Below are 21,525 nucleotides of genomic sequence, written 5' to 3'. Positions count from 1 at the left end.
CGCTCAGGGGGTGACGATATTCAGTTGCTCAACCCAGATCAGTTCACAGGCTCCGGCGCCGCTGTCGTTGCGGGTCAGTGAACTGCGCCAGCGCCAGCCATCGGCCTGTGAGCGGGCTTCTACCAGATAACCTTTAATCTCCACAATATCGCCGCGGCGGACTGAATCGATTTCGCTTTTGACCGTGCCGGATGCGGGGATCAGATGCATATTGGCGCTGGAGCTGACAATCTCCTGACGCGGAATCGGGAACGACTCCACCCGCCAGAAATAGAATCGCCCCGACTGTGAGATATCCACCTCGGCGAGCACCGTTTCATCCGACATCCTTCCCCAGCCCAGTGCCAGATCAGTAGGGGAGAGGTCGGCTTCCCGGTCCAGCGTGTAATCTTCACGCCCTAACACTTTGGCTTTGATCCGAAACTCCGCCAGTTGGTTGATCTGATAATCATCCACTTCAGCAATGACGCCGGGCGGCAGATCAACCTGCAGCGGAATATCTTCTGCCATCACCCCGGGGCCGGTGGACACCTCACCCGGCTGAGAAAACTTCCACACGGCGATCAGGATCAGAAGCAGAATAATGATTTTTTTCATGGCAGATTCTCAGAAACAACGCAGCAGGCCGTTTTTTTAATGAACACCTTAACACCCCGAAGAACAGGCAAAAAGCACCGGCTTAACAGGGAGCTTATTCTGGTCTTTTGTTAATTCCCCAGGTGGCAAGAATCACACAAATAAAAACCGGTAGCTGCAATACAAACATGGCGGCTGCAAACAGAACAGCGTTGCTCTGTTGCAGAAGGTTAAGACCAATTGCCGTAGCGATGGCCAGATTACGGGAAGGGAATTCGATGGCTATCGCAATGATCTGCTCCCGCCTCAGGTTGAGCAGTTTTCCTGCAAGCAGTCCAAGGCCCAACGCAGATAAGGTGAAGATCAGTGACGTTGTAAATACATCAGAGATAAACTGAGTCAGGGCCGGGCCTTTACTCAGAAAGATCAGGGCAACCAGACTAAGCAGGCACACTGCGGCGCTGATTTTTAACAATCGCAGACAGCGATGAGTCAGACCTGGCCAGAAGAAATTGCAAAGCATACCCAGGGCTAAGGGGGTTATCAGTAGATAAAAAAGTTGCTCCACGGTTTGCCCCACAGGCAGGATGATTGGATTGGGGGCAGCGATAAATGCAGGACTGAACAGGTTGAACAACAAGGGCAGTGAAAGCAGGCTACTGAGTGTTGAGATAATCGTGAGACTGACCGAGTAAGCGATATCTCCTTTGGCCAGCAAGGTATAAAAATTCGAAACTGCTCCACCCGGACAAAGTGAGACCAGTAGCATCCCCGCTGCAATTTCAGTGGGGGGGTGGCTGACGGCGATCATCAGAAGTGTAAGAGCAGGAAGGCAAATGATTTGAGCCAGGGTGCCGCTGATTACGGCCAGACTCTGCTTTGAAAGAGAGCGGAGGTTTGCCAACTGCAACTCCAAACCGACAACCCACATCACCAAAAACGTTACCGCAGAGATGGATATTTCAAGAAAAGCAGTCATGAGTCCTGTCTCGTGATGACCTGATCAACATCGTACATCAGATAAAAAAAGCACCCCAGATAAAAAAGGCACCTGAAAAGGTGCCGAAGGTGACCTTCCCGGTCACGATTGTGATGGGGCGTATATTCGTTTTCCTAGTGATAAATAAGTTGCCGCAGGCGCGGATCATCTGGGAAGCGGGTTAACAATTCATGCTTTAGAGCGTTTGCTTCCCGGTCGTAGTTAAAAGTGTTCATGGCGACCAGCAGTGTCATACCAAATTCCAGTTGCTGGCCAGAGTCCTCATAGGCTTTCTTAAGCTGTTGTAGGGCAGGCTCAGATTGACTCAGCCGGACGTAGGTTAAACCGATCGAATAAGCCAGCAGATGATTATCCGGATGATGTATTTGCGCTTTAATCAGCACTTCCAGTCCTCGTCTGTCCTGTTTTTTTTGACGGTAAAGGTCAGCCAGATTCAGTGCAGCGATTAACAGCCCCGGATCGGACTTTAAAGCCTCTTGCATATGTTTCAATGCGGCATCGGTATGACCTTTAAACAGATGGTAATTTGCAAGTTCTGTCCGGCCCATCGGCGTGTCCTGATTCAGTTCGATAGCCCGGATGTATTCAGTTTCCACTTGTGTCAGAAGGGTGCCATACCGCTGCTGCTGTGAATAACTTAAGTTATAGGGCATAAGGGCACGATAAGCTGAAATTCTGACCTTGAGAGAGCTGCTGCTAAGTTGTTGAAGTGTACTTTCCAGCAAACCGGGGGCAGGTTGTTGCTGAAGCTGGTTGATTGCGATTGTTGTCAGCAGGGAAGGTTCACCCCTGATCAGTTGTGCAAGCTCCGGTTGCTTCAGACTAAGCGGTGCCGCCTGCAGAAGGGATGCCTTAAGAAAGTCTGAGCTGTTCTCCTGCAGCAGTTCCTCGAATTCCTGCTGCCAGCCGGGTCTTCTTTTCTGTTGCCAGAGATCCGCAAGCAGATGGGCTGTACGTCTGCGCAGATTATTCGGCTGACCTTTTGAGCTAAAGTGAGTGCTCTGTTGTTTCAGCCAGTCACGGCTGCTGGCTTCTTGATGGCACTGTGCGCAGACATTGGGTGTGTTGAGCTGAAGGCTGAGCATCGGGTCAGGCACCTGAAAACCATGGTCGTGTCTCTCATCTACACCCATATAGGTACGACTGGGCATATGGCAACTGACACATGCGCTACCGGAATTATCTGCATGCTGGTGGTGCGCCTGTGTGTCGTAGGTCTGCGGGCTGTGACATTGAGTACAGATCTTATTGCCCGGTTGGGTCAGCTCATTGTTGTGTGGATCATGGCAGTTACTGCAGGTCACCCCTGCCCGGTACATTTTGCTCTGGAGAAAAGAACCGGCAACGAACACTTCATCCTTTATCTGCCCGTCAGGGAAGTAGAGTTCAGGCTCCAGAAGACGGAGTGTGGATGTTTCAGAAAATGGCTCATTGTTGGTTTCATTTTTCAGTAGCTGCCTTCGGGCATGGCAGTTGAAACAGATTTCAGTTTCGTCCAGTTTTACATTCGGTGTGCCGGTGGACTTAGGCTGTGGTTGTCGATTGTTCCAGTTTTGTGGGGAGGACAAAAGGTAATTGAGGCCTTTTTGCGGTGCGTTTGCGATCTTTCCCAGTGCCCAGTCGAGGTGCTTTCGACCCGGTCCATGGCAGGACTCACAACCCACATGAGGTTCTGTCCAATGGCTGTTATAGCGCCCACTGGACGGTGAGTAGTCGCGGTTGAAGGCCGTAGTGTGGCAACTGGCACAGCGGCTGTTCCAGTTCATCAGACTGTGTTTCCAGTTCAGACTGTCGTGATCTGGCTCGTTGTTAACTGAAAACCAACGTTGTCCGCCCGCTTCAGCGGAGCGGCTGTCCCAGGCAATATCAAATACCTGCAGTTTACCCTGTCCGACATCAACCAGGTATTGCTGCAGTGGGTAGAAACCGAGCGCATATCTTACCGGGTAATCCCTGTGCTGACCCTCCTGCTGTTCCCGGATAAGGTAACTGTTGTGTTTTTTAATAAAGTGTATTGTACGGTCAGACAGTTCAAACACCTGACCATCGAATTGGGGAAGCTGTATCTCCTCTACCGGTGTCATCGCCTGTTTATGATGAGACTGCTGCCATTTGTGAAGCTGTTCTGTATGGCATGTCCCGCATTCGGTGGAACCGATATAGTCGGCAGCGGCCGGGTTTGCAGAGAAGAATAGGCTGGTCAGGCACAGTAGCAGGCTGCGAACGGGAGTGACTGACTTCATGTGTTTCATCCTGACCAGACCTCAAGTATTACTCAGAAAACGAAGGAAGAATTTCGGTTTTCAGCTCCCACTGATCACCAAAACGTTGCTTGAATTTCTGGGGATAAGAGATGGTTCCCTTTGCCGTGCCGCCTTTCCACAGATCATATTTCGGATCGGTGTAGGTGGCGTAAAATGCTTCCAGTTTCTTGTCCAGATCAGCAATGACAGGCTGGTATGCTTCCAGTTCTGCCAGGTTTTTTTTCTGGTAAGGGTCCTTCTGCATGTCATAAAGCTCGTTTGGACCAAAGTCAGCATCCATGCGTTTCCAGTATGCATATTGCTGGGTTCGAATAGCGCGGGATTCCGTCTGCTCATAGAAAACCGCATCGTGGATCTCGCCAACTTTCTGGGCGCCGAGCATGGACGAAAAACTGCGTCCCGGGGAGTTCGGCAGGGTTTGTTTGATTCCGGCCAGATCAAGAATGGTCGCCGGGATATCATATTGGCCGATCAGGTTGCTAACGGTTTTGCCTTCAGCTTCACCCGGTTTTCGGACAATCAGCGGAATCTGGAACGCTGTTTCCTGCAGGGTGGATGGCTGGCTCAGTACCGTATGTGTCCATAAGCCGTGTTGACCGTAGTAAACTCCCTGATCTGAGCTGTAAATCACAATGGTGTTGTCTGACAGCCCTTTCTTTTTCAGGGTCTCCATCAGGCGGCCCACATTGTCATCGACCAGGGTGTTCTGCGAAGCCATATTGGCGCGTGTTGCCTGATCACCGGCCATATTGCCAATCACCATTTTGATGATCCGGTTCAGGAACTCTTTATCCTGTCCGGTTTTCGCAAATTCAACCAACTGGTCCACGTAGTTTTTGCTGACCGGTTCGTTGGGAAAGGAGCTGAGGTGTTTGTTCTTGTAGTATTCGTAGTGCCGGTTCTTGGCAGGCCCCATGTTGGTAGGTGGATCCATGTAGGGGCCATCAAAGGATACTTTCAGGAAGAATGGCTTGTCGGAATCATAGTTTTCCAGATACTCAACGGCTTTATCGCCAAAGTAGTCCACCATGTGTCGGCCTGAAATATCCGTCACCTGACCGTTTTCGATAACCGTGTTGTTCCAGAAATCCAGAGTATGACCACTGGTGAATGTCATCCAGTGGTCAAAGCCCAGAGAAGGTTCCCAGGGTTGACCCAGATGCCATTTGCCAATCATGGCTGTCTGATAACCGTTCTCTTTCAGTGTATAAGGCACGGAGCGGAATTCGGCCACCGCCGACCAGTCTCGGGGCCACTCCTTCATCTGTTCGTCGTTCAGCCAGTCATGAAGTCCGTGTTGGGATGGCATCAGACCAGTCATCAGGGTTGCTCGTGTTGGGGAGCACATGCCATTTACCGCAAAGGCGTTGGTAAACTTGACGCCTTCTTCAGCAAGTTGGTCGATATTAGGGGTTTTAATCTCTTTATTGCCATAGGCGCCGAGTAAACCGGAATGCTGATTATCTGTCAGAATAAACAGGATGTTCGGTTTCTGCTCAGCCGCGAAAGCAGAGACGGAGATCGTTGCTGCCATCGAGGCGGCCAGTATCTGTTTTTTCATGGGTTTCACCTCAGAACTTTTTCACATAGTTGATATAGATCCGGTCAGCATCGCCTTGAGCCAGCGCGGTTGGGCCCGCGCCGGTTCCTGTTCTGCGGATGCCATCAGGTGTACCTTCTGCTTCGTGATCGATATGCAGCCAAACTACGCTGAGACCTTTCAGCACAGGCTGCTGAAATTTGTACATGGCCACAGTACGGAACTCCTGCCGGCTGAAGTCGTCGTAGCCTTCGGCAGAGTTCGATCGTACAGCCGTAGCGTGGAGAGAAAGGCCGGGAATATTGTGCTTGCTGAAATCGATGCCAGCTTTCACACCGTAGGAGGTTTCACCTTCAAGTCCGGACCATTGCCAGAGCTGTGTGCGGGATGCCCACCACCCATGATCTTCAGTGAACAGAATTCGGTTGAAGTCATCGCCGTTGACGTCAGTACGCCAGAGGGTGGCGTAATAGCCCAGCTCTTTATCTTTGAAGGTGAGAGCCAGTTCATTAAAACTGGCATCGAGGCCATCGGGGTCGTTTGCGTACTGGCCCAGGGGGACTCGCTCAAAGAGATCGCCGGCGTCTTTCATGGTGCCAAAGCGACCATCAAGGTTGAGGCTCTGCGTGTCGTTCAGGGGGTAGTTGTAGTTCACACCCAGAAAATCGCGCTTGATATAATCTTTGGCTTCCAGATGCTCTGCTTTAAAGGTCCATGCTTTCGACGGTTGATATTTCAGCCCGAAGACTGAGATGTTATCGATCGTTTCACCGAGGAACGTTTTAAGGTCTCCGCCAAAATTGTCCTGATTACGGCGGCTGGCTTTATCAATAACTGTGGCGTAGAGGGAGAGGTCATCCCGACTCAGGCTGATATCGGCCCCGACCGTGGTAGCCTCGACAATACGGTAATTGAAGTCTTCATAGGTTTCGAATGCCCGTCGCTTTTTTCCGTAGCCCGCTCGTAAGTCCCAGTCTCCCAGTTGAAACTTCGATTTCAGGTAGGCCAGATTAGTGCCGCCGTGTCCTTCGTCGTTCACGCCATCAATGTTTTGTGTGCGAGTGGCATCGCTTTTGGTAGAGATAGTATCGACCCCATAGATGCCGTAATCGAAGCCGATGACATCGTTGAAGTATCCGGAGTGGTATTTCACTTCCAGTGCATGAACCCATTCTCCCTCTTTGTATGTGGGGATGCCGGATGCACTGTCTTTAGTGTCGCCTGTCCATGGGTAGTTCGCATACCTGAGGGTGGTGGTTGCATCATCAAACAGCCCTGCCTGGGCTGTTGGAGCCAGGAGAGCTGCGGAGATACATGCGGCGAGGCTGATCTTATTTTTTTTCATAATATTTGCCGTTAGAAGCTGAGTTGCCGCTCTGCCAGTGAGGTTGCGAAGGGGTGCATCCGTTATGACAGAGCCTTCTGTTTCGTCGACGAGAATAATCCAAGAACGTTAGCGGTCGTAATTGGGTGTTTCTTGTCGATATAGTAAGACGTCATACTATATTGGATTTAAATCTAGTACCCTCTGATCCTCAGTTCAAGAAATCCGATGTAAAAGCATGTAACCGGTTGTAACCGGGGAGCACGTTGAGCAATCTGTGAACCAGCCTTTTCGTGACTGTTCCTCTCTTTTGTCGTGCACCGAAGTTGTTTTGCCGGAAAAAGCCTGCTCATATGCAGATTGATGGTTGCCGGGGCGTGTTATCTGTAAGGATTCCCCTTAATATTACCGGGCAAAGACATTAATCCTGCGGAAGCTATTTGCATATGCGCTATGAGTTACAAGAGGTTGAGATCGTCCAGGCGTTGCTGAAACGTCCGGGTTTCATGATGCGGCGAGGGTTCTACGAGACCCGTAATTTTTTTGAAAAAGCCTGTGAAAAGACCGGTCTGACAGCGCAACAGTATGATGTTCTCTTTATTCTGAGCTTTGTTGACCATATGCCTCAATCTAATATCGGCCGTCTGCTGGATCTTGATAAATCCACCACAGGACTGGTGATCAAGAAGCTGATTGCCAAGGGGTATATCGAGCGTAAAACGATGCCGAGTGATACCCGACAAAGGTTAGTCAGGTTAACTGCCGAAGGGCGCTCCGCTTTTGCTGAGGCGCTTCTGGCAGCCAAAGGTTCGCAGGAAAGAATTATCAATATTCTGGGTGAAGAGGACTATGAACAGTTACTCGCTCTGTTAGCTAAAGTGGTCAGGGGAATGGATCGGGAGACTAATCCGCCGGAAGAGGAATGGCCCCAGGAAAGCTGACAGTTGGCTTTACGGTTAAACCAACAAAAAAGCAGCCCGGAGGCTGCTTGGATCATCTTGCTGAGATGTACTGTTGCTCAGTAAGCCGCAGTGACCGAAAGCTCGACCAGAATTTCCGGGCGGGCCATGCGTGCTTCAACGCAGGCGCGGGCCGGCTTTTCGCACTCAGATACCCAGGCATCCCATACGGCGTTCATGGCTGCGAAGTCTTTCATATCGCGGATGTAGATGGTGACAGACAGCATCTGGTTGCGGCTGCTACCGGCTTTGGCCAGCAGATCATCAATTTTGTCGAGGCAGCGCTGGGTCTGCTCGGCGATATCCCACTGGGCTTCGCCTGCGGTCTGACCGCAGAGGTAAACGGTACCGTTGTGCTTAACGATACGGCTCATGCGTTCAGTGGATTCGATACGTTCAATACTCATTCTGAACCTCAGATATATTTCTTGTGTACCCGGCGGGTGATGCCGGTAAACAGGGTGTAAGGAATGGTGTCACAGTGCACCGCAACGTCGGATGCGAGCAGGTTTTCGCCCCAGAACTCAACCGGGCTGCCTACTTTGGCATCATCGATATCGGTCAGGTCGACTGCCAGCATATCCATGGATACACGGCCGATAATCCGGCTCATCTGCCCATTCACCAGTACCGGTGTTCCGGTTTTGGCATGACGCGGGTAACCATCGGCGTAACCCATCGCGACCGTACCGACCCGGCTTGGCTTGTCGCACACGAAGGTGCAGCCGTAACCTACCGGTTCACCCGCTTCCAGTTCACGCACAGCGATCACTTCAGAGCTCAGGGTCATCGCGGGCTGCAGTTTGTCGGCTACCGGATGTGAGGTCATAAACGGGGTTGCGCCATAGAGCATGATGCCCGGACGCTGGAATTCGCGACGTGCGCCGTTGTGTTCCATGGTGCCTGCAGAGTTGGCCAGACTGACGGGTGAATCCAGACCTTCAGTCGCCTGATTAAAGGTGGCGATCTGGGTGTCAGTCACGGGTTTCTCCGGCTCATCTGCCGAAGAGAAGTGGCTCATCATGACGATATCACTGACCTGATCCATCTCTGACAGACGGGAATAGGCGTCTTTGTAATCAGCAGGCTGAATACCAACCCGGTGCATGCCGCTGTCCATTTTCAGCCAGATTTTGATCGGCTGTTTCAGGCTGGCTGTCTGCAGGGCTTCGATCTGTTCCCAACTGTGAACGGTGCACCAGAGCTGATTTTCGCTAATGTATTCCAGTTCATCTGCGCTGAAAAAACCTTCCAGCAGCAGAATCGGCAGGGTAACACCCGCTTCGCGAAGTTCGACCGCTTCTTCGATACAGGCAACACCGAAACCGTCAGCGATATCGCTGAGTGCTTCAGCGACACGTACAGCACCGTGGCCGTAGGCATCCGCTTTGATGATCGCCAGAGCGCGTTGCTCCGGTGCCATGGATTTGGCCAGCTCATAATTGTGGCGAATGGCCGACAAATTAATGGTGGCGGTGGCTGCTCGTGCCATAGCTACTCCTAATATACGGTCCTGTTATACAACCATAACCGCTTCGATTTCGATATCTGCACCTTTTGGCAGCGCTTTAACTGCGTAAGCTGCGCGGGCAGGGTAAGGTGCTTCGAAGTATTTTTCCATCAGTTCGTTAACCTGAGCGAAGAACTCAAGGTCAGACAGCAGTACTGTAATTTTAACAAAATCGTTTACGCTGCCGCCTGCCGCTTCGGCAACGGCTTTCAGGTTTTCGAATACCTGAACTGCCTGAGCTTCGAAAGATTCAGTCACCATCTCCATGGTTTCCGGGTTCAGTGGGATCTGGCCGGACAGGTAAACTGTGTTGTCGACTTTAACGGCCTGAGAGTAGGTACCGATGGCTGCAGGCGCTTTGTCTGTGGAGATAATTGTTTTGTTGCTCATGGTTATTTCCTTAATCATCAATAGATCAGCTCCAGTCACCGCAGTGACTGAAGCCTGTGTTGGGTTAGAAAGTGTTTATGCGTAGCGGGCTACGGACAGGCCTTCGCTGTCGATATCCGGCGTTTTCTGGCTGATGACGTCGGCCAGATATTTCGCTGAGCCCAGAGACATTGTCCAGCCCAGTGTGCCGTGGCCTGTGTTCAGGAACAGGTTGGAGTATTTGGTTTCACCGAGAATCGGGGTACCGTCCGGCGTCATCGGCCGCAGGCCGGTCCAGAACTCAGCGTGTTCGATATCACCGCCACCCGGGAACAGGTCGCCCACAACAAAGGCAACGTTGGCTTTACGTTTGGCTTCCAGCTCCTTGTTGTAGGAGGCGATCTCGGCAGTACCGCCGACCCGGATGCGATCGTCAAAACGGGTAACCGCCACCTTGTAGGTTTCATCCATGACGGTGGAGGTGGGTGCACGGCTCTCATCCAGAATCGGCAGCGTGAGGGAGTAACCCTTGATAGGGTATACCGGAACCTTCAGGCCAATTTTCGACAGGACCGGAGTCGAGTAGCTGCCCAGTGCCACCACGTAAGAATCAGCGGTCATCTCACCACGTGATGTGGTGATGCTGGTGATCTCATCGCCCTGAGCGTTGATGCCGAGCACTTCAGTTTTCATAACAAACTTCACACCCAGCTTGCGGCATTCATCCGCCAGAGCGTTGGTGAATTTGAAGCAGTCGCCGGTTTCATCGCCCGGCAGGCGCAGGCCGCCGACGATCTTTTCACGGACATGGGCCAGTGCCGGTTCGTATTCAACACAACCGTCAACGTCCAGCACCTGGAAGTTAACACCGGTTTCTTCGAGTACGGAGATATCTTTCTTCGAGTCTTTAACCTGTTTATCTGTCCGGAAAAGCTGCAGCGTACCTTTGCTGCGCTCATCGTAATGGATATCCAGTTCTTTACGCAGGTCGATAAAACAGTCGCGGCTGTACTCGGCCAGGCGCACCATACGGCCTTTATTGGTATGGTAGGCGTTTTCGGTACAGTTGCTGAGCATCTTGGTCATCCAGCCCAGCGTCTGAGCATCGACCTCTTTACCGCTGATCATAAACGGAGCCAGATCCTGCATCAGCCATTTGACGGCTTTCAGTGGAATCCCCGGACCCGCCCATGGTGCCGAGTAACCCGGAGAGATCTGACCCGCATTGCCGTAACTCGTTTCTAACGCGACATCTACCTGTCGATCGATTATAGTTACCTCATGGCCGGCCTTGGCCAAATACCAAGCGCTCGTAACGCCAACCACACCTGCACCCAGAACCAGTACCTGCATAACGCAACCTCATTGAATAGAAGTTATTTTTGTTGAATGAGAAAACGCTAGTTTATTTGGTTTTAAGCATTGGAAGGCTTTGAATTTTTGGTATTTAAAGGATAAATTACTGCGAATATTTGCTTTTCTAGTGGATTATAGTGCATGGCAAACAGTAAAAAGCGCACCCTGGATCGGCTCGATGTCAGCATCCTCAGAACCCTGCAGAAAGATGGCCGGATCAGCTATGTTGATCTGGCAGAGAAGGTGGGGCTCAGCTCAACCCCCTGTATTGAGCGAGTCAAACGGCTGGAAAAAGAGGGCTATATCGAGGGGTACTATGCGCGACTGAACCCTCAGTTGCTGGAATACAGTATGCTGGTATTTGTCGAGATCTCTCTCTCATACCAGACCCCGGATGCGTTTCAGAGCTTTAATAAGGCGGTGGAAGAGCTGCCGTATATTCTGGAGTGTCATCTGGTTTCCGGTGATGCGGATTACCTGCTTAAGGCCCGTATCAACGATATGTCGCAGTACCGGGCCCTGCTTGGTGATATGCTGCTGACCCTGCCCGGAGTGAAAAACTCCAAAAGTTACATCGTGATGGAAGAAGTACGGGAAACCCTCGAACTTCCTATCCAGTTCACGCCCGGTAACCGCTAGCCGGTGATCCGCTCATGATCGCAGTGTCTGGCAGCAGGGTAGAGTTTCTGCACCGCTGTCAGGCATGTCGCGCTTGAGGCCATCTCACCCAGTTCCTCTTTACTTTGCTGCCAGGCCTGTAACGCCCTGCCTGCTTCTGATGAGGGGGCGACCTCTACCAGTTTATTCAGGTCTTGCTGCTGCACGCGAACGAACGGGCTGAACGAACAACCTTTTGGCTGGCACCAGCCGATATCGGCAAACACCACGCCGTCGGGTAGCAGAAACAGCTCTGCCACCGGACGTAAACTGATGCTGTCCGACTGAAAGGCGTAGTGTTTTTCGCGCGAGAAAGGCAATGTCATAGCTGAAAACCCTGGGTTGTCTGGTTTTTGACCGGCTTGGTATTTTCTGCTGATTTGTTGGTTGGATACAGGTTTTTCTTCTATAAGTTAGTTTAATTTGAAGCCATTCGCTGGCTGAATTCCCATAGGCTATTGCGCAATTCTATTTGTGGTAAACAGGTGCTGATCCTTTACGGAAATTGCTGGCCTTGATCAGGTCGCAGTGCTGTGATCGCCGGGGTTTGCCTTGATCAGGCAGGCTGGCAGGTTAATCGGTTACCACCTTCGCAAATCGAATGATCCGTCGACCCCTTGCCGGGTTGGTGTCGCTAAGAAGAAAAACATCTACTCCCCATGAGTAGAAGTAGAGCAACCTCACATTACAAAAATATATCGAGGAAAAAATGGAAGCGTTAAGCAATCTGATCGGTCAGATCAACGGGATCGTCTGGGGTCCAATGATGTTGGTGCTGATTCTGGGTGTGGGCCTGTTCCTGCAACTGGGTCTGAGACTGATGCCTATCCTGAAGCTGGGTACCGGCTTCAAACTGTTGTGGAATGGTCGCCAGACCTCTGAATCAGACAAAGAATCCGGTGAGATCTCACCGTTCCAGGCATTGATGACTGCAATGTCTGCAACCGTGGGTACAGGTAACATCGCAGGTGTGGCTACGGCTGTATTCCTGGGTGGCCCGGGTGCACTGTTCTGGATGTGGTGTACGGCCCTGGTGGGTATGGCCACAAAATATTCTGAAGCCGTTCTGGCGGTTAAGTATCGTGAAGTTGATGAAGACGGTAACCACGTAGGTGGCCCGATGTACTACATCAAAAACGGTCTGGGTTCCAAGTGGGCCTGGATGGGTACAGCGTTCGCGATCTTCGGTACTATTGCCGGTTTCGGTATCGGTAACACGGTACAGTCCAACTCAGTGGCTGCGGTATTGGAAGCTAACTTCTCAATGCCGACCTGGGTTACGGGTGTAATCCTGATGGTTCTGACCGCTGCAGTTCTGCTGGGCGGTATCAAGCGTATCGGTGCGGTAGCCGGTTCTCTGGTTCCACTGATGGCGATCAGCTACCTGATCGCGGGTCTGGTGGTACTGGCAATTAATGCTGAAGCCATTCCGCATGCTCTGGATCTGATCTTCACTTACGCGTTCACTGAATCTGCTGCAGAAGGTGGTTTTGCTGGTGCTGCAGTCTGGGCGGCGATCCGCTTCGGTGTGGCACGTGGTGTCTTCTCTAACGAAGCCGGTCTGGGTTCTGCGCCTATTGCGCACGCCGCTTCTCAGACGAAAGATCCTGTACGTCAGGGCCTGATTGCGATGCTGGGTACCTTCCTGGATACCATCATCATCTGCTCTATCACAGGTCTGGTGATCATCACCTCCGGTGTCTGGACTTCCGGTGAGTCCGGTGCAGCGCTGACGTCTGCTGCATTCGCAGCCGCGTTGCCGGGTGTAGGTAACTACATCGTAGCGATTGCGCTGGCGATCTTCGCATTCACCACCATTCTGGGCTGGAGCCTCTACGGCGAGCGTTGTGCAGAGTACCTGTTCGGTGTGAAGGTTATTATGCCGTTCCGTGTTCTGTGGATTATCTCTGTGTTTGTAGGTACGACCATCAGTCTGGACTTTGTATGGCTGCTGGCTGATACCCTGAACGCAATGATGGCGATTCCTAACCTGATCGCGCTGGCGCTGCTGAGCCCGGTTGTGTTCCGTCTGACACGCGAGTACTTCGATGCTCAGGCACCGTCTCTGCAGGGTAAATAACCCGGGAGCGTTGTGAGAGCGCTTACCCGGCGCTCTGCACAGTAAAAAGTCGAAATGAAAGCCGGGCCTGCGCCCGGCTTTCTGCTCTTTGGGGTTTGGCTTTACTGCGTTTCTGGTATAGGGTTTCAGAATAACCGAACGGGAGGTATGTGCCGTGAGCGATAACGACGAAAAAGCAAAAGTGTACCGAGTAGTCCAGTTCGCCGATGACGAGTCTCTCCTTCCGGAGGAGACGGTGGATTCCGATGCCCAGGTGATTGAGATCGATCTCGATGAGGTGTTTCTCTACGGTAATCTGGACTTTGTGGATATTCCGCAGGATCAGCGTGATGCGCTCTATGCACAGATGGTGCAGAGCGGGATTCTGACGGTGCACTGACCTGGCGGTCAGTGCCGGTTGTTGCCTGCGGTGGCCGGTTGATCAGCCGCCAAAGGGATAGAGGGGTTCGTTCTCCTCGTCATCCTCATCTTCATCGTTGATCCAGCGCAGGGCTTCCAGTAGCTGGGTCATCCTGTAGTGGCGGATCTCGCCTTTCATCAGCAGATCAGCCACTTTACTCATCCAGTCTGTCCATTTCGCGTCGCCAACAATAGCAACCCGATGGAAATCACTGGCATGTTGAGTGCCGAACTTCATATCTTCCCACAACGCACCGGCCTCAAAGCCTTCAAAATCGGGTGCGAAGGTGATCAGTAAACGAACTTCGGGGTGCGTGTTCTTTACATGATCAAACAGGGGCAGGAAGGTCTCTGTATAGTCGGCGGTGGTGAGGGTACCGTTAGCCTGCAGTACAATGATATCGCCGGTGGTTTCAGGTAAAACGTAAAGCATCTCGAACCTGTCTGTGAGTTAAATTCGGGCTTTATTATAGAGGCTCATCCGCTTTATGTATTCCATTCATACAGAACCGCAGATATCTCAATTGCATTGCCTCCACAGGCCCGGTATGGTTGTCCGCTTATCAGGCCGTACCTCTGGTACAGGTCGTGACTGGCCCGGGAAGTTGGTGCGCTGGAGTACTCCGGCAATCCCGACACTGCCCCCGCAACGGTAAATTGGTTAAGTCGGCTCTGATGCCACTGTCGCTTGCGCACTCAGCGCGGAGATGGGAAGGCGAGTCGATCGGGTTAACCCCGCCAATGAGTCCGGATACCAGCCTGGTAAGTTTTTCACTGGTGTTGCGGAGGGCTTCACCGAGTATTGGTGCACTGTTGTCTGGTGGTGGCTTGTTTGTTAGGGCCGCCCGGTTGCGCCTGCTTAATCCTCCCAACTCCGACACCTTATCTGTTGGAGCTTTTTCATGTTTAAAAAATTTGCTGTTTCTGCCCTTGCCGGCGCCGCTTTGTATTCGTCTCTGGCGCAGGCCCATTTTCAGATGGTTTATACCCCGGATCTGCTGCGTGAGCGCGGCGGCCAGATTACGCTTAAAATGCCGTTTACCCATCCTGCCGACAATGGTCATGTGATGGCAGTGGACCGGCCGGAGCAGTTCTATGTGATCAAAAAAGGCCAGAAAACCGATCTGCTGGGTCAGGTAAACCCGGCGCAATGGAGCAGTAACGAAAACCGCGGTGAATCCTACGAAGCAGACGTTAAGTTGCGCGGGCTCGGGGATTATGTCTTTGTTTACCAGATGGCGCCTTATCTCGAAGCTGCGGAAGATCTTTATATTCAGCAGATTACCAAGACCATTGTGAATGTTGGCAGCCTGCCGACTGACTGGGATCAGGAGCTGGGGCTGGATGCCGAGATTGTTCCACTGACAAAACCTTATGCGATCTATGCCGGAGGAACATTTACCGGCATCGTGAAAAGCGCCGGCGAGCCTGTGCCGTTTGCAGAGCTTGAGGTGGAATACATCAACTACGAGCCGGACCTGACACAGAATGCGTTTGCCAAAGAAGCTAATATGAAGGTTCCTTCGGACGTCTTCATTACGATGACGATCAAAGCCGATGCCAACGGTACCTTTACCTTTGGTATCCCTAAAGCCGGGCAGTGGGGCTTTGTGGCACTGGGTGTGGGGCCAAAAACTGAGCACAAGGGTAAAGAGTTGTCTCAGGATGCGGTAATCTGGGTTCAGGCCCATCCGGCAGACTAACAGAGGGGATCAGCATGCATATTGTCGATGGCGCGCTGGCCGTGCCGGTACTGGCCGCGGGAGCTGCATTAACGGTGGCGGGCGTGGCGATTGGCCTGAAAAAGATGGACTACGATCATCTGCCTCAGGTGGGTGTGCTCTCGGCGGCATTTTTTATCGCCTCCTATATTCATCTGCCAATCGGCTTCTCCAGTGTGCACCTGATCCTTAACGGACTGATCGGCCTGGCCCTTGGTTGGGCCGCTTTCCCGGCTTTGCTGGTGGCGTTGTTTCTGCAGGCGGTTTTTTTCGGCTTTGGCGGTTTCCTGGTGCTGGGGGTGAACGCGGTAAACATCGCACTGCCGGCGGTACTGATCTATTACCTCTGCCGACCCGGAATACAGGCCTCGTCACCGAAACTGGCAGCCTTCTGGGGGGCGGTCGGCGGTGCCGGCTCCATTGTGTTAACCACGATTATGGTGGCGTTCTCCCTGATGCTCTCCGGTGAAGCGTTCCTGTTGGCGGCCAAGGCAACCTTTGTTGCACATATTCCGGTGATGGTGGTGGAGGGCTTTGTGACTGCGGCTGCAGTGCTGCTGATCCGTAAAGTTAAACCGGCCTTTCTCGGTCTGGATGAGGAGAAGGTCTATGGTTAAGTCGCTGCAGGCTCTGCTGCTTGCAATATTCACGCTGCTGTCCTTGGGGGCTGCCGCCCACAATGTGGTGGGCGGAGTCTATGCGATCGGCAGTACCATCGAAGGTGAAGTTGGCTTCTCTAATGGCGATATGGCTGCCGAAGGCACACAAATTATTGTCAGCGATAGTAGGGGCAATGAGCTGGGCCGGGTACTGACTGATGCAGACGGGCTGTTCAGCTTTGAGGCCAGTCAGCGTATTGAACATCATTTTTATGCTGATCTGAGTTCCGGGCATGTATTGCAGGTGAATCTGCCGGCCGATGAGCTGCCCGACAGCCTGCCCGGTGGGCCGGTGAGTTCAGGCCCCGTCGCACAGAGTGAGGTTGCCGCTTTTAACGGCGATCAGGCTGCCCTGCAGGCGATGATCGAAAAAGCCGTGGCGAAGCAGGTCAAGCCTCTGCGTAAAGAGCTGGCCGCATACAAAGAGAAAGCCTCTCTGCAGGATATGATTGGCGGTATCGGTTATATCTTCGGTTTGTGTGGCATCGGAATCTGGTGGCGGCAGCGTCAGCAGAGCAAAGCGGAGCGTTAACATGCCTCAGTTTCTGGAACACAGTGGTACCTCCTGGAAGGGGCAGAAGGTTAAGCATCAGCAGTCGCTGATCGACCGGCTGGATCCTCGTCTGAGGGTGGTGTTGGTGACGCTGTTTGCGTTTGTCACTGTGTTGTCGGAAAACTTCTGGGTGCTCACCGTGGCAACGGTGGCCGGGCTGGTACTGGCGCTGCTCGCTCAGTTGAATCTGAAACGTACCCTGCGCCGGGTGATCGCCATGGATATGTTTATGATCTTCCTGATCATCCTGTTGCCGTTTACTACGCCGGGGGAGACCTGGTTCACCCTGTTTGGTCTCCCGGCCAGTAAGGCGGGGTTTCTGCACGCGCTGATGATTCTGCTAAAGGCACATGCGGTGGTGCTGGCATTGCTGGCGCTGGTTGGCACCATCAGTGCCACCACGCTGGCACATGCGCTGGCCCATCTGCGGGTGCCGGATAAACTGGTACACCTGATGCTGTTTACCGTGCGCTATCTGGAGGTGATCGGTCAGGAATACAAACGGATGCGCCGGGCGATGCAGGCGCGGGCGTTTGTACTGCGAACGGACAGGCATACCTGGCGCTCGGTTGGCTATCTGATCGGTATGCTGCTGGTGCATTCGCTGGAACGCTCAGAACGGATTATGGATGCGATGAAGTGCCGGGGTTATCGCGGGCGTTTCTATCTGCTCGATGATATGGCACTGGGGCGTGATGATTACCGCTTTATGGCCCTGTTTATCCCCTTTATTGTGGGTCTTGGTGGATTGAATTTCTTATGAGTGAGCACATGCCACTGATTAAAGTAACCGGCCTGAGCTACCGCTATCCCCGTCGTGGGGTGGTGCTGGATGCGGTCGATTTTCAGCTCAACCGGGGCGAGCGGGTGGCACTGACCGGCGCTAACGGTGCCGGTAAAACCACGCTGTTGCATCTGCTGGTGGGGCTGAAAAAAGCCAAAGCCGGTGAGATCTGGGCGTTTGGCAGCCCCCGCCGTGAAGAGAAAGAGTTTATTGAAGTGCGGGCGCGGGCCGGTTTCCTGTTTCAGGACCCTGACGACCAGCTCTTCTGCCCGACTGTGCTGGAGGATGTGGCCTTTGGCCCGCTGAATCTGGGTAAAAGTCGCGAACAGGCCCTGCAGATGGCGCGGGATACACTGGCCTCATTGGGCATGTCCGGTTTTGAAGAGCGGATCACCCATCAGCTTTCCGGTGGTGAAAAGCGGATGATCACGCTGGCCTCGGTACTGGCGATGGAGCCGGAGGTGCTGTTACTGGATGAGCCGAGCAATGCGCTGGATACCCGGGCCCGGCAGCGTCTGATTGAGACCCTGCTGCAGTTGCCGCAGGCGATGATTATTATCTCCCATGACAGTGACTTTATTGCGCAGTTAGCGACCCGGGAGGTGCGTCTGGAAGCAGCAAAATTGCAGGCGGTGACAGAGCCGGAAGCGATTGCGGTGGCCAGCGTCTGATGGGTATTTTTCAGCCCCTTTCCCAACCGGCTTTTCGCTGGCTGTTTCTCGGCCAGTTAATCTCCCTGTTGGGCACCGGACTGACCACCGTTGCTCTGGCCCTGCTGGCATTTGAGCTGAACCCGGCGGATGCGGGGCTGGTACTGGGCAGCGCGCTGGCGATTAAGATGGTTGCTTATCTGCTGGTTGCACCGATCGTCGGTGGTTACGCATCCTGCCTGCCGCGTAAGGCCTGGCTTGCCGGCCTGAATCTGGGGCGGGCCATACTGGTACTGGGGCTGCCGTTTTGTGATCAGATCTGGCAACTGTTTCTGCTGATCTTTCTGCTGAATGCGATGGCTGCGGGTTACACCCCGGTCTATCAGGCCCTGTTGCCGGATATTCTTCCCGATGAGGCCGAGTACACCCGGGCGCTGTCATTGTCACGGCTGGCGATGGAGATGGAGAGTCTGCTCAGCCCGGCGCTGGCGGCGGTATTGCTGCTGCTCAGCAGTTATCCACTGCTGTTTCAGTTAAATGCGTTTGGCTTTCTGCTGTCGGCACTGCTGCTGTTGCTGGCGATGATTCCGCCGCAAACGCCGGGGGATCGCAGTGGTGGTATCTGGCGGCGGGTCAGTTTTGGCATCCGCAGTTATCTGAAAACCCCACGCCTGCGCGGGGTCTTGCTGCTGAATCTGTCTCTGTCTGCGGCGGGGGCGATGATTATTGTGAATACGGTGGTTTATGTCCGGGCGGTGCTGGGGCTGGGCGAGGAGCAGGTACCGTTGCTTATGCTGAGTGCAGGGGCCGGATCGATGCTGGCGGCGCTGGTTCTGCCGCGCATACTGGAACATTTTCACGATCGGCCGGTGATGCTCAGTGGTGCCGGGCTGCTGGTTGTGGCGCTGCTGGCCGGACTGTTGCAGCCGGGGTATGAGGGACTGTTCCCGATCTGGTTTCTGATCGGCTGCGGCAGCAGCATGGTGCTGATCCCAACCGGACGGGTATTGCGGCAGTCCTGCCGTGAGACGGATCGGAATGATTATTTTTCGGCCAATTTCGCGTTGACCCACGGCATGTGGCTGCTGGGCTATCTGCTGGCGGGTACGCTGGGCAGTCAGTGGGGAATGAGCGGTGCCTTTTTCGGACTGGCGTTGTTAGCGGCACTGGCGTTGCTGGCTGCTATGCTGATCTGGCGGCGTAATGATCAGGCCGAGCTGTGGCATGAACATCCTGAGATGGAGCATCTGCACCCTCATGTGCACGATGAACATCATCAGCATGAACATGAGGGATGGGAGGGGCCTGAGCCCCACGTGCATCCGCATTATCACCCGCAGCAGAAACACCGGCACCGGTTTGTGATCGATGAACATCACGCCCACTGGCCGAAGCATTCGTAACGGAATTAACCAAAACCGTTCCCGCCGTGGCGGGAACCTGAAGGTAGCAGGATGAGTAAAGCTCATTACCCATTTACCGCAGTCTGCGGGCAGACAGAATTTAAGCTGGCGCTGATGCTGGCGGCGATTAATCCGGCGATTGGCGGAGTTGTGATCAGCGGGCCACGTGGCAGTGCCAAGTCGACACTGGCGCGGGGCATGGCGGATCTGTTGCCGGCTCATCAGCAGGCCGAAGGTGAGCAGCAGGTACCGGCTGAGTTTGTGACCCTGCCGCTGGGTGCCAGCGAAGAGATGTTGCTGGGTACACTGGATCTGGCGCAGGTACTGAATGAGAAAAAAATACAGTTCAGCCCGGGCTTGCTGAGTCGCGCCCATGGGGGCGTGCTCTATGTGGATGAGGTGAATCTGCTGCCGGATAATCTGGTTGATCTGCTGCTGGATGTATCAACTTCTGGCGTCAACCGGGTTGAGCGGGATGGGATCAGCCACTCCCACCGGGCGGAGTTTCTGCTGGTTGGCACCATGAACCCGGACGAAGGCGAACTGCGGCCTCAGTTGCATGACCGGTTTGGTCTGTCGGTGGACCTGAGTAATCAGTACACCCCGGCCGAGCGGGTTGAGATCGTTAAACGCCGGGAACAGTTTGACCGTAATCCGCAGGCGTTCCTGCACAGCTATGCATCACAGCAGGCGGCACTGATTCAGCAGATTCTGTCAGCCCGGCAGCAGCTCAGCGCCGTTGAGTGCAGCGATGCCCTGCGTCTGAGCATCGCAGAACGATGCAGCGAAGCGCAGGTCGACGGACTACGTGCTGATATCGTCTGGTTCCGTGCAGCACTGGCTCACGCCGCGCTTGAGCAGCGCAGTGCGGTACAGATGAGTGATATCGATGCGGTTGAGGAGCTGGTGCTGGCGCATCGGCGCAAAGCGCCTCCTTCGCAACAGAAACCTTCACAACCACCGCCACCAGAGCCGCCTTCCGGTTCTCCGTTTAAACGACCGGAGAACACTCAGCAGCCGGCATCGGCGCAGGGCGAGTGGGGGGCGATGCCACCGCAGCAGCAGAAAACCGCTGAGCGGGTGGAGCTGATCCTGCCAGAACCCGAGCCGGCGAAGCGGCAGGGGAGTGGTAGTCAGGCGAGCCCTGTTAAGAGCAGCCGGCCAGACTGGTTTAAAACCCTGCTGGGCAGCCTGCCCAACTGGCCGCCTCAGCAGTTACGCTACCGGCAGCAACGCCTCGGCCGGGATTGCCTGCATCTGGTGCTGCTGGATACCTCGGCTTCTACACTGCAGGGCAGTGCTTTTGCCCATGCTAAGGCGGCCCTGTTGCAGATCTCTGAGCAGGCCTACCTGAAGCGTCAGCAGATCGCCCTGTTTGGTTTCGGGAACAGTCAGGTGGAGAACCTGCTGTCGCGGGTACGGGCGCCCAAGGAGCTGCGTAGCTGGCTGGATAATCTGGGTGCCGGTGGTGGCACGCCGATGCGTCAGGCGTTTTTGCAGGCGCGGGATTATCTGCAACAGTTGCGCAAACAGCAGCCGGAACTACAGGTACGTTGTTATGTCCTGTCGGATGGCCGCAGCAGCAGCTCTCTTGAGGGAATTGAGCTGGGGGCTGATCTGATCTGGATCGATACCGAACTGAGTCAGGTAAAACGGGGTCGGGGCCGCCGTTTTGCAGCAGAATTAAATGCGGCCTACTTTGCACTGGCAGGAGCCTGAAG

The 21,525-nt window shown here is 53.8% G+C and carries 22 protein-coding genes and 1 riboswitch; of the genes, 11 read left to right on the top strand and 11 right to left on the bottom strand.

Annotation, left to right across the window (positions count from 1 at the left end; translation table 11 throughout):
* Positions 1-3: 3 nt before the first annotated feature.
* The 5 genes from QUD59_RS02840 to QUD59_RS02820 all read right to left on the bottom strand — a co-directional run bounded on the left by QUD59_RS02840 (position 4) and on the right by QUD59_RS02820 (position 6,725).
* Positions 4-597: a hypothetical protein gene (locus QUD59_RS02840; RefSeq protein ID WP_286239452.1), complete on the bottom strand. Its 594-nt coding sequence runs from the start codon at positions 595-597 to the stop codon at positions 4-6.
* A 94-nt stretch (positions 598-691) separates the two neighbouring features.
* The gene (locus QUD59_RS02835; protein ID WP_286239451.1) at positions 692-1,555 is read right to left on the bottom strand and encodes a bile acid:sodium symporter family protein; all 864 of its coding nucleotides are present in this window, start codon (positions 1,553-1,555) and stop codon (positions 692-694) included.
* A gap of 134 nt (positions 1,556-1,689) precedes the next feature.
* Positions 1,690-3,819, bottom strand: a complete 2,130-nt coding sequence (locus QUD59_RS02830) for a multiheme c-type cytochrome (protein WP_286239450.1) — start codon at positions 3,817-3,819, stop codon at positions 1,690-1,692.
* A gap of 28 nt (positions 3,820-3,847) precedes the next feature.
* Positions 3,848-5,401, bottom strand: coding sequence for a sulfatase-like hydrolase/transferase (locus QUD59_RS02825; RefSeq protein ID WP_286239449.1), 1,554 nt, complete (start codon positions 5,399-5,401; stop codon positions 3,848-3,850).
* Between the two features lie 10 nt (positions 5,402-5,411).
* On the bottom strand, positions 5,412-6,725 hold the full coding sequence (locus QUD59_RS02820; protein ID WP_286239448.1) for an OprD family outer membrane porin: 1,314 nt from the start codon (positions 6,723-6,725) through the stop codon (positions 5,412-5,414).
* Positions 6,726-7,150: 425 nt separating this feature from the next.
* Between QUD59_RS02820 and QUD59_RS02815 the strand changes: the two genes are divergently transcribed.
* Positions 7,151-7,645, top strand: a complete 495-nt coding sequence (locus tag QUD59_RS02815) for a MarR family winged helix-turn-helix transcriptional regulator (RefSeq protein ID WP_286239447.1) — start codon at positions 7,151-7,153, stop codon at positions 7,643-7,645.
* A 77-nt stretch (positions 7,646-7,722) separates the two neighbouring features.
* Here the strand turns inward: QUD59_RS02815 and QUD59_RS02810 are convergent, their stop codons facing one another.
* The 4 genes from QUD59_RS02810 to QUD59_RS02795 form a co-directional block, all read right to left on the bottom strand.
* Positions 7,723-8,070 carry a RidA family protein gene (locus tag QUD59_RS02810; protein WP_286239445.1) on the bottom strand — a complete coding sequence of 116 codons (348 nt, stop codon included), beginning with the start codon at positions 8,068-8,070 and terminating at the stop codon, positions 7,723-7,725.
* An 8-nt stretch (positions 8,071-8,078) separates the two neighbouring features.
* Complete coding sequence (gene alr, locus QUD59_RS02805) at positions 8,079-9,155, bottom strand: alanine racemase (protein WP_286239443.1); 1,077 nt, start codon at positions 9,153-9,155, stop codon at positions 8,079-8,081.
* A 24-nt stretch (positions 9,156-9,179) separates the two neighbouring features.
* Positions 9,180-9,563, bottom strand: a complete 384-nt coding sequence (locus QUD59_RS02800) for a Rid family detoxifying hydrolase (protein ID WP_286239441.1) — start codon at positions 9,561-9,563, stop codon at positions 9,180-9,182.
* 75 nt (positions 9,564-9,638) lie between these two features.
* Entirely contained in the window at positions 9,639-10,895 is a 1,257-nt protein-coding gene (locus QUD59_RS02795) for a D-amino acid dehydrogenase (RefSeq protein WP_286239439.1), read from the bottom strand.
* Between the two features lie 144 nt (positions 10,896-11,039).
* Here QUD59_RS02795 and QUD59_RS02790 point away from each other — a divergent pair, with 144 nt between their 5' ends.
* Positions 11,040-11,537 carry an Lrp/AsnC ligand binding domain-containing protein gene (locus QUD59_RS02790; protein ID WP_286239438.1) on the top strand — a complete coding sequence of 166 codons (498 nt, stop codon included), beginning with the start codon at positions 11,040-11,042 and terminating at the stop codon, positions 11,535-11,537.
* Here the strand turns inward: QUD59_RS02790 and QUD59_RS02785 are convergent.
* Positions 11,534-11,881 carry a hypothetical protein gene (locus QUD59_RS02785; protein WP_286239437.1) on the bottom strand — a complete coding sequence of 116 codons (348 nt, stop codon included), beginning with the start codon at positions 11,879-11,881 and terminating at the stop codon, positions 11,534-11,536. The genes QUD59_RS02790 and QUD59_RS02785 overlap by 4 nt on opposite strands.
* Before the next feature lie 383 nt (positions 11,882-12,264).
* On the opposite strand from QUD59_RS02785, the gene QUD59_RS02780 reads away from it, so the two are divergent.
* Both QUD59_RS02780 and QUD59_RS02775 read left to right on the top strand, forming a co-directional pair.
* Positions 12,265-13,635 (top strand): alanine/glycine:cation symporter family protein, encoded by a 1,371-nt coding sequence (locus QUD59_RS02780; protein WP_286239436.1) that lies wholly within the window; start codon positions 12,265-12,267, stop codon positions 13,633-13,635.
* 154 nt (positions 13,636-13,789) lie between these two features.
* Positions 13,790-14,014, top strand: a complete 225-nt coding sequence (locus QUD59_RS02775; protein ID WP_286239435.1) for a hypothetical protein — start codon at positions 13,790-13,792, stop codon at positions 14,012-14,014.
* A 42-nt stretch (positions 14,015-14,056) separates the two neighbouring features.
* Here the strand turns inward: QUD59_RS02775 and QUD59_RS02770 are convergent, their stop codons facing one another.
* Positions 14,057-14,467 carry a SpoIIAA family protein gene (locus QUD59_RS02770; protein WP_286239434.1) on the bottom strand — a complete coding sequence of 137 codons (411 nt, stop codon included), beginning with the start codon at positions 14,465-14,467 and terminating at the stop codon, positions 14,057-14,059.
* A 115-nt stretch (positions 14,468-14,582) separates the two neighbouring features.
* A riboswitch (cobalamin riboswitch) is annotated at positions 14,583-14,811 on the top strand.
* A gap of 125 nt (positions 14,812-14,936) precedes the next feature.
* Between QUD59_RS02770 and QUD59_RS02765 the strand changes: the two genes are divergently transcribed.
* The 7 genes from QUD59_RS02765 to QUD59_RS02735 are packed head-to-tail and all read left to right on the top strand — an operon-like array spanning position 14,937 to position 21,523.
* A complete protein-coding gene (locus QUD59_RS02765) occupies positions 14,937-15,737 on the top strand; it encodes a DUF4198 domain-containing protein (protein WP_286239433.1) in 801 nt (266 codons plus the stop codon).
* A 14-nt stretch (positions 15,738-15,751) separates the two neighbouring features.
* On the top strand, positions 15,752-16,372 hold the full coding sequence (cbiM, locus tag QUD59_RS02760; RefSeq protein ID WP_286239432.1) for a cobalt transporter CbiM: 621 nt from the start codon (positions 15,752-15,754) through the stop codon (positions 16,370-16,372).
* Positions 16,365-16,946 carry a NikL family nickel/cobalt ECF transporter subunit gene (locus QUD59_RS02755; RefSeq protein ID WP_286239431.1) on the top strand — a complete coding sequence of 194 codons (582 nt, stop codon included), beginning with the start codon at positions 16,365-16,367 and terminating at the stop codon, positions 16,944-16,946. Before cbiM ends, QUD59_RS02755 begins: the two co-directional genes overlap by 8 nt.
* Before the next feature lies 1 nt (position 16,947).
* Positions 16,948-17,730, top strand: coding sequence for a cobalt ECF transporter T component CbiQ (gene cbiQ, locus QUD59_RS02750; RefSeq protein ID WP_286239430.1), 783 nt, complete (start codon positions 16,948-16,950; stop codon positions 17,728-17,730).
* A gap of 8 nt (positions 17,731-17,738) precedes the next feature.
* Positions 17,739-18,422 (top strand): energy-coupling factor ABC transporter ATP-binding protein, encoded by a 684-nt coding sequence (locus tag QUD59_RS02745; protein ID WP_286239429.1) that lies wholly within the window; start codon positions 17,739-17,741, stop codon positions 18,420-18,422.
* Positions 18,422-19,804, top strand: coding sequence for an MFS transporter (locus tag QUD59_RS02740; RefSeq protein ID WP_286239428.1), 1,383 nt, complete (start codon positions 18,422-18,424; stop codon positions 19,802-19,804). Before QUD59_RS02745 ends, QUD59_RS02740 begins: the two co-directional genes overlap by 1 nt.
* Before the next feature lie 51 nt (positions 19,805-19,855).
* Entirely contained in the window at positions 19,856-21,523 is a 1,668-nt protein-coding gene (locus QUD59_RS02735) for an ATP-binding protein (RefSeq protein ID WP_286239427.1), read from the top strand.
* Positions 21,524-21,525 lie beyond the last annotated feature (2 nt).

Origin of the sequence: Neptuniibacter halophilus (assembly GCF_030295765.1) — a bacterium.
In the GTDB taxonomy this organism is placed as follows: domain Bacteria; phylum Pseudomonadota; class Gammaproteobacteria; order Pseudomonadales; family Balneatricaceae; genus Neptuniibacter; species Neptuniibacter halophilus.
Note: the sequence above shows the minus strand (reverse complement) of the source record. Positions and strands in the feature narration are given on the sequence as shown.

Coding starts and splice junctions, on each gene's coding strand:
- QUD59_RS02840 (WP_286239452.1), bottom strand. CDS start 597: ATGAAAAAAATCATTATTCTGCTTCTGATCCTGATCGCCGTGTGGAAG.
- QUD59_RS02835 (WP_286239451.1), bottom strand. CDS start 1,555: ATGACTGCTTTTCTTGAAATATCCATCTCTGCGGTAACGTTTTTGGTG.
- QUD59_RS02830 (WP_286239450.1), bottom strand. CDS start 3,819: ATGAAGTCAGTCACTCCCGTTCGCAGCCTGCTACTGTGCCTGACCAGC.
- QUD59_RS02825 (WP_286239449.1), bottom strand. CDS start 5,401: ATGAAAAAACAGATACTGGCCGCCTCGATGGCAGCAACGATCTCCGTC.
- QUD59_RS02820 (WP_286239448.1), bottom strand. CDS start 6,725: ATGAAAAAAAATAAGATCAGCCTCGCCGCATGTATCTCCGCAGCTCTC.
- QUD59_RS02815 (WP_286239447.1), top strand. CDS start 7,151: ATGCGCTATGAGTTACAAGAGGTTGAGATCGTCCAGGCGTTGCTGAAA.
- QUD59_RS02810 (WP_286239445.1), bottom strand. CDS start 8,070: ATGAGTATTGAACGTATCGAATCCACTGAACGCATGAGCCGTATCGTT.
- alr (WP_286239443.1), bottom strand. CDS start 9,155: ATGGCACGAGCAGCCACCGCCACCATTAATTTGTCGGCCATTCGCCAC.
- QUD59_RS02800 (WP_286239441.1), bottom strand. CDS start 9,563: ATGAGCAACAAAACAATTATCTCCACAGACAAAGCGCCTGCAGCCATC.
- QUD59_RS02795 (WP_286239439.1), bottom strand. CDS start 10,895: ATGCAGGTACTGGTTCTGGGTGCAGGTGTGGTTGGCGTTACGAGCGCT.
- QUD59_RS02790 (WP_286239438.1), top strand. CDS start 11,040: ATGGCAAACAGTAAAAAGCGCACCCTGGATCGGCTCGATGTCAGCATC.
- QUD59_RS02785 (WP_286239437.1), bottom strand. CDS start 11,881: ATGACATTGCCTTTCTCGCGCGAAAAACACTACGCCTTTCAGTCGGAC.
- QUD59_RS02780 (WP_286239436.1), top strand. CDS start 12,265: ATGGAAGCGTTAAGCAATCTGATCGGTCAGATCAACGGGATCGTCTGG.
- QUD59_RS02770 (WP_286239434.1), bottom strand. CDS start 14,467: ATGCTTTACGTTTTACCTGAAACCACCGGCGATATCATTGTACTGCAG.
- QUD59_RS02765 (WP_286239433.1), top strand. CDS start 14,937: ATGTTTAAAAAATTTGCTGTTTCTGCCCTTGCCGGCGCCGCTTTGTAT.
- cbiM (WP_286239432.1), top strand. CDS start 15,752: ATGCATATTGTCGATGGCGCGCTGGCCGTGCCGGTACTGGCCGCGGGA.
- QUD59_RS02755 (WP_286239431.1), top strand. CDS start 16,365: ATGGTTAAGTCGCTGCAGGCTCTGCTGCTTGCAATATTCACGCTGCTG.
- cbiQ (WP_286239430.1), top strand. CDS start 16,948: ATGCCTCAGTTTCTGGAACACAGTGGTACCTCCTGGAAGGGGCAGAAG.
- QUD59_RS02745 (WP_286239429.1), top strand. CDS start 17,739: ATGCCACTGATTAAAGTAACCGGCCTGAGCTACCGCTATCCCCGTCGT.
- QUD59_RS02740 (WP_286239428.1), top strand. CDS start 18,422: ATGGGTATTTTTCAGCCCCTTTCCCAACCGGCTTTTCGCTGGCTGTTT.
- QUD59_RS02735 (WP_286239427.1), top strand. CDS start 19,856: ATGAGTAAAGCTCATTACCCATTTACCGCAGTCTGCGGGCAGACAGAA.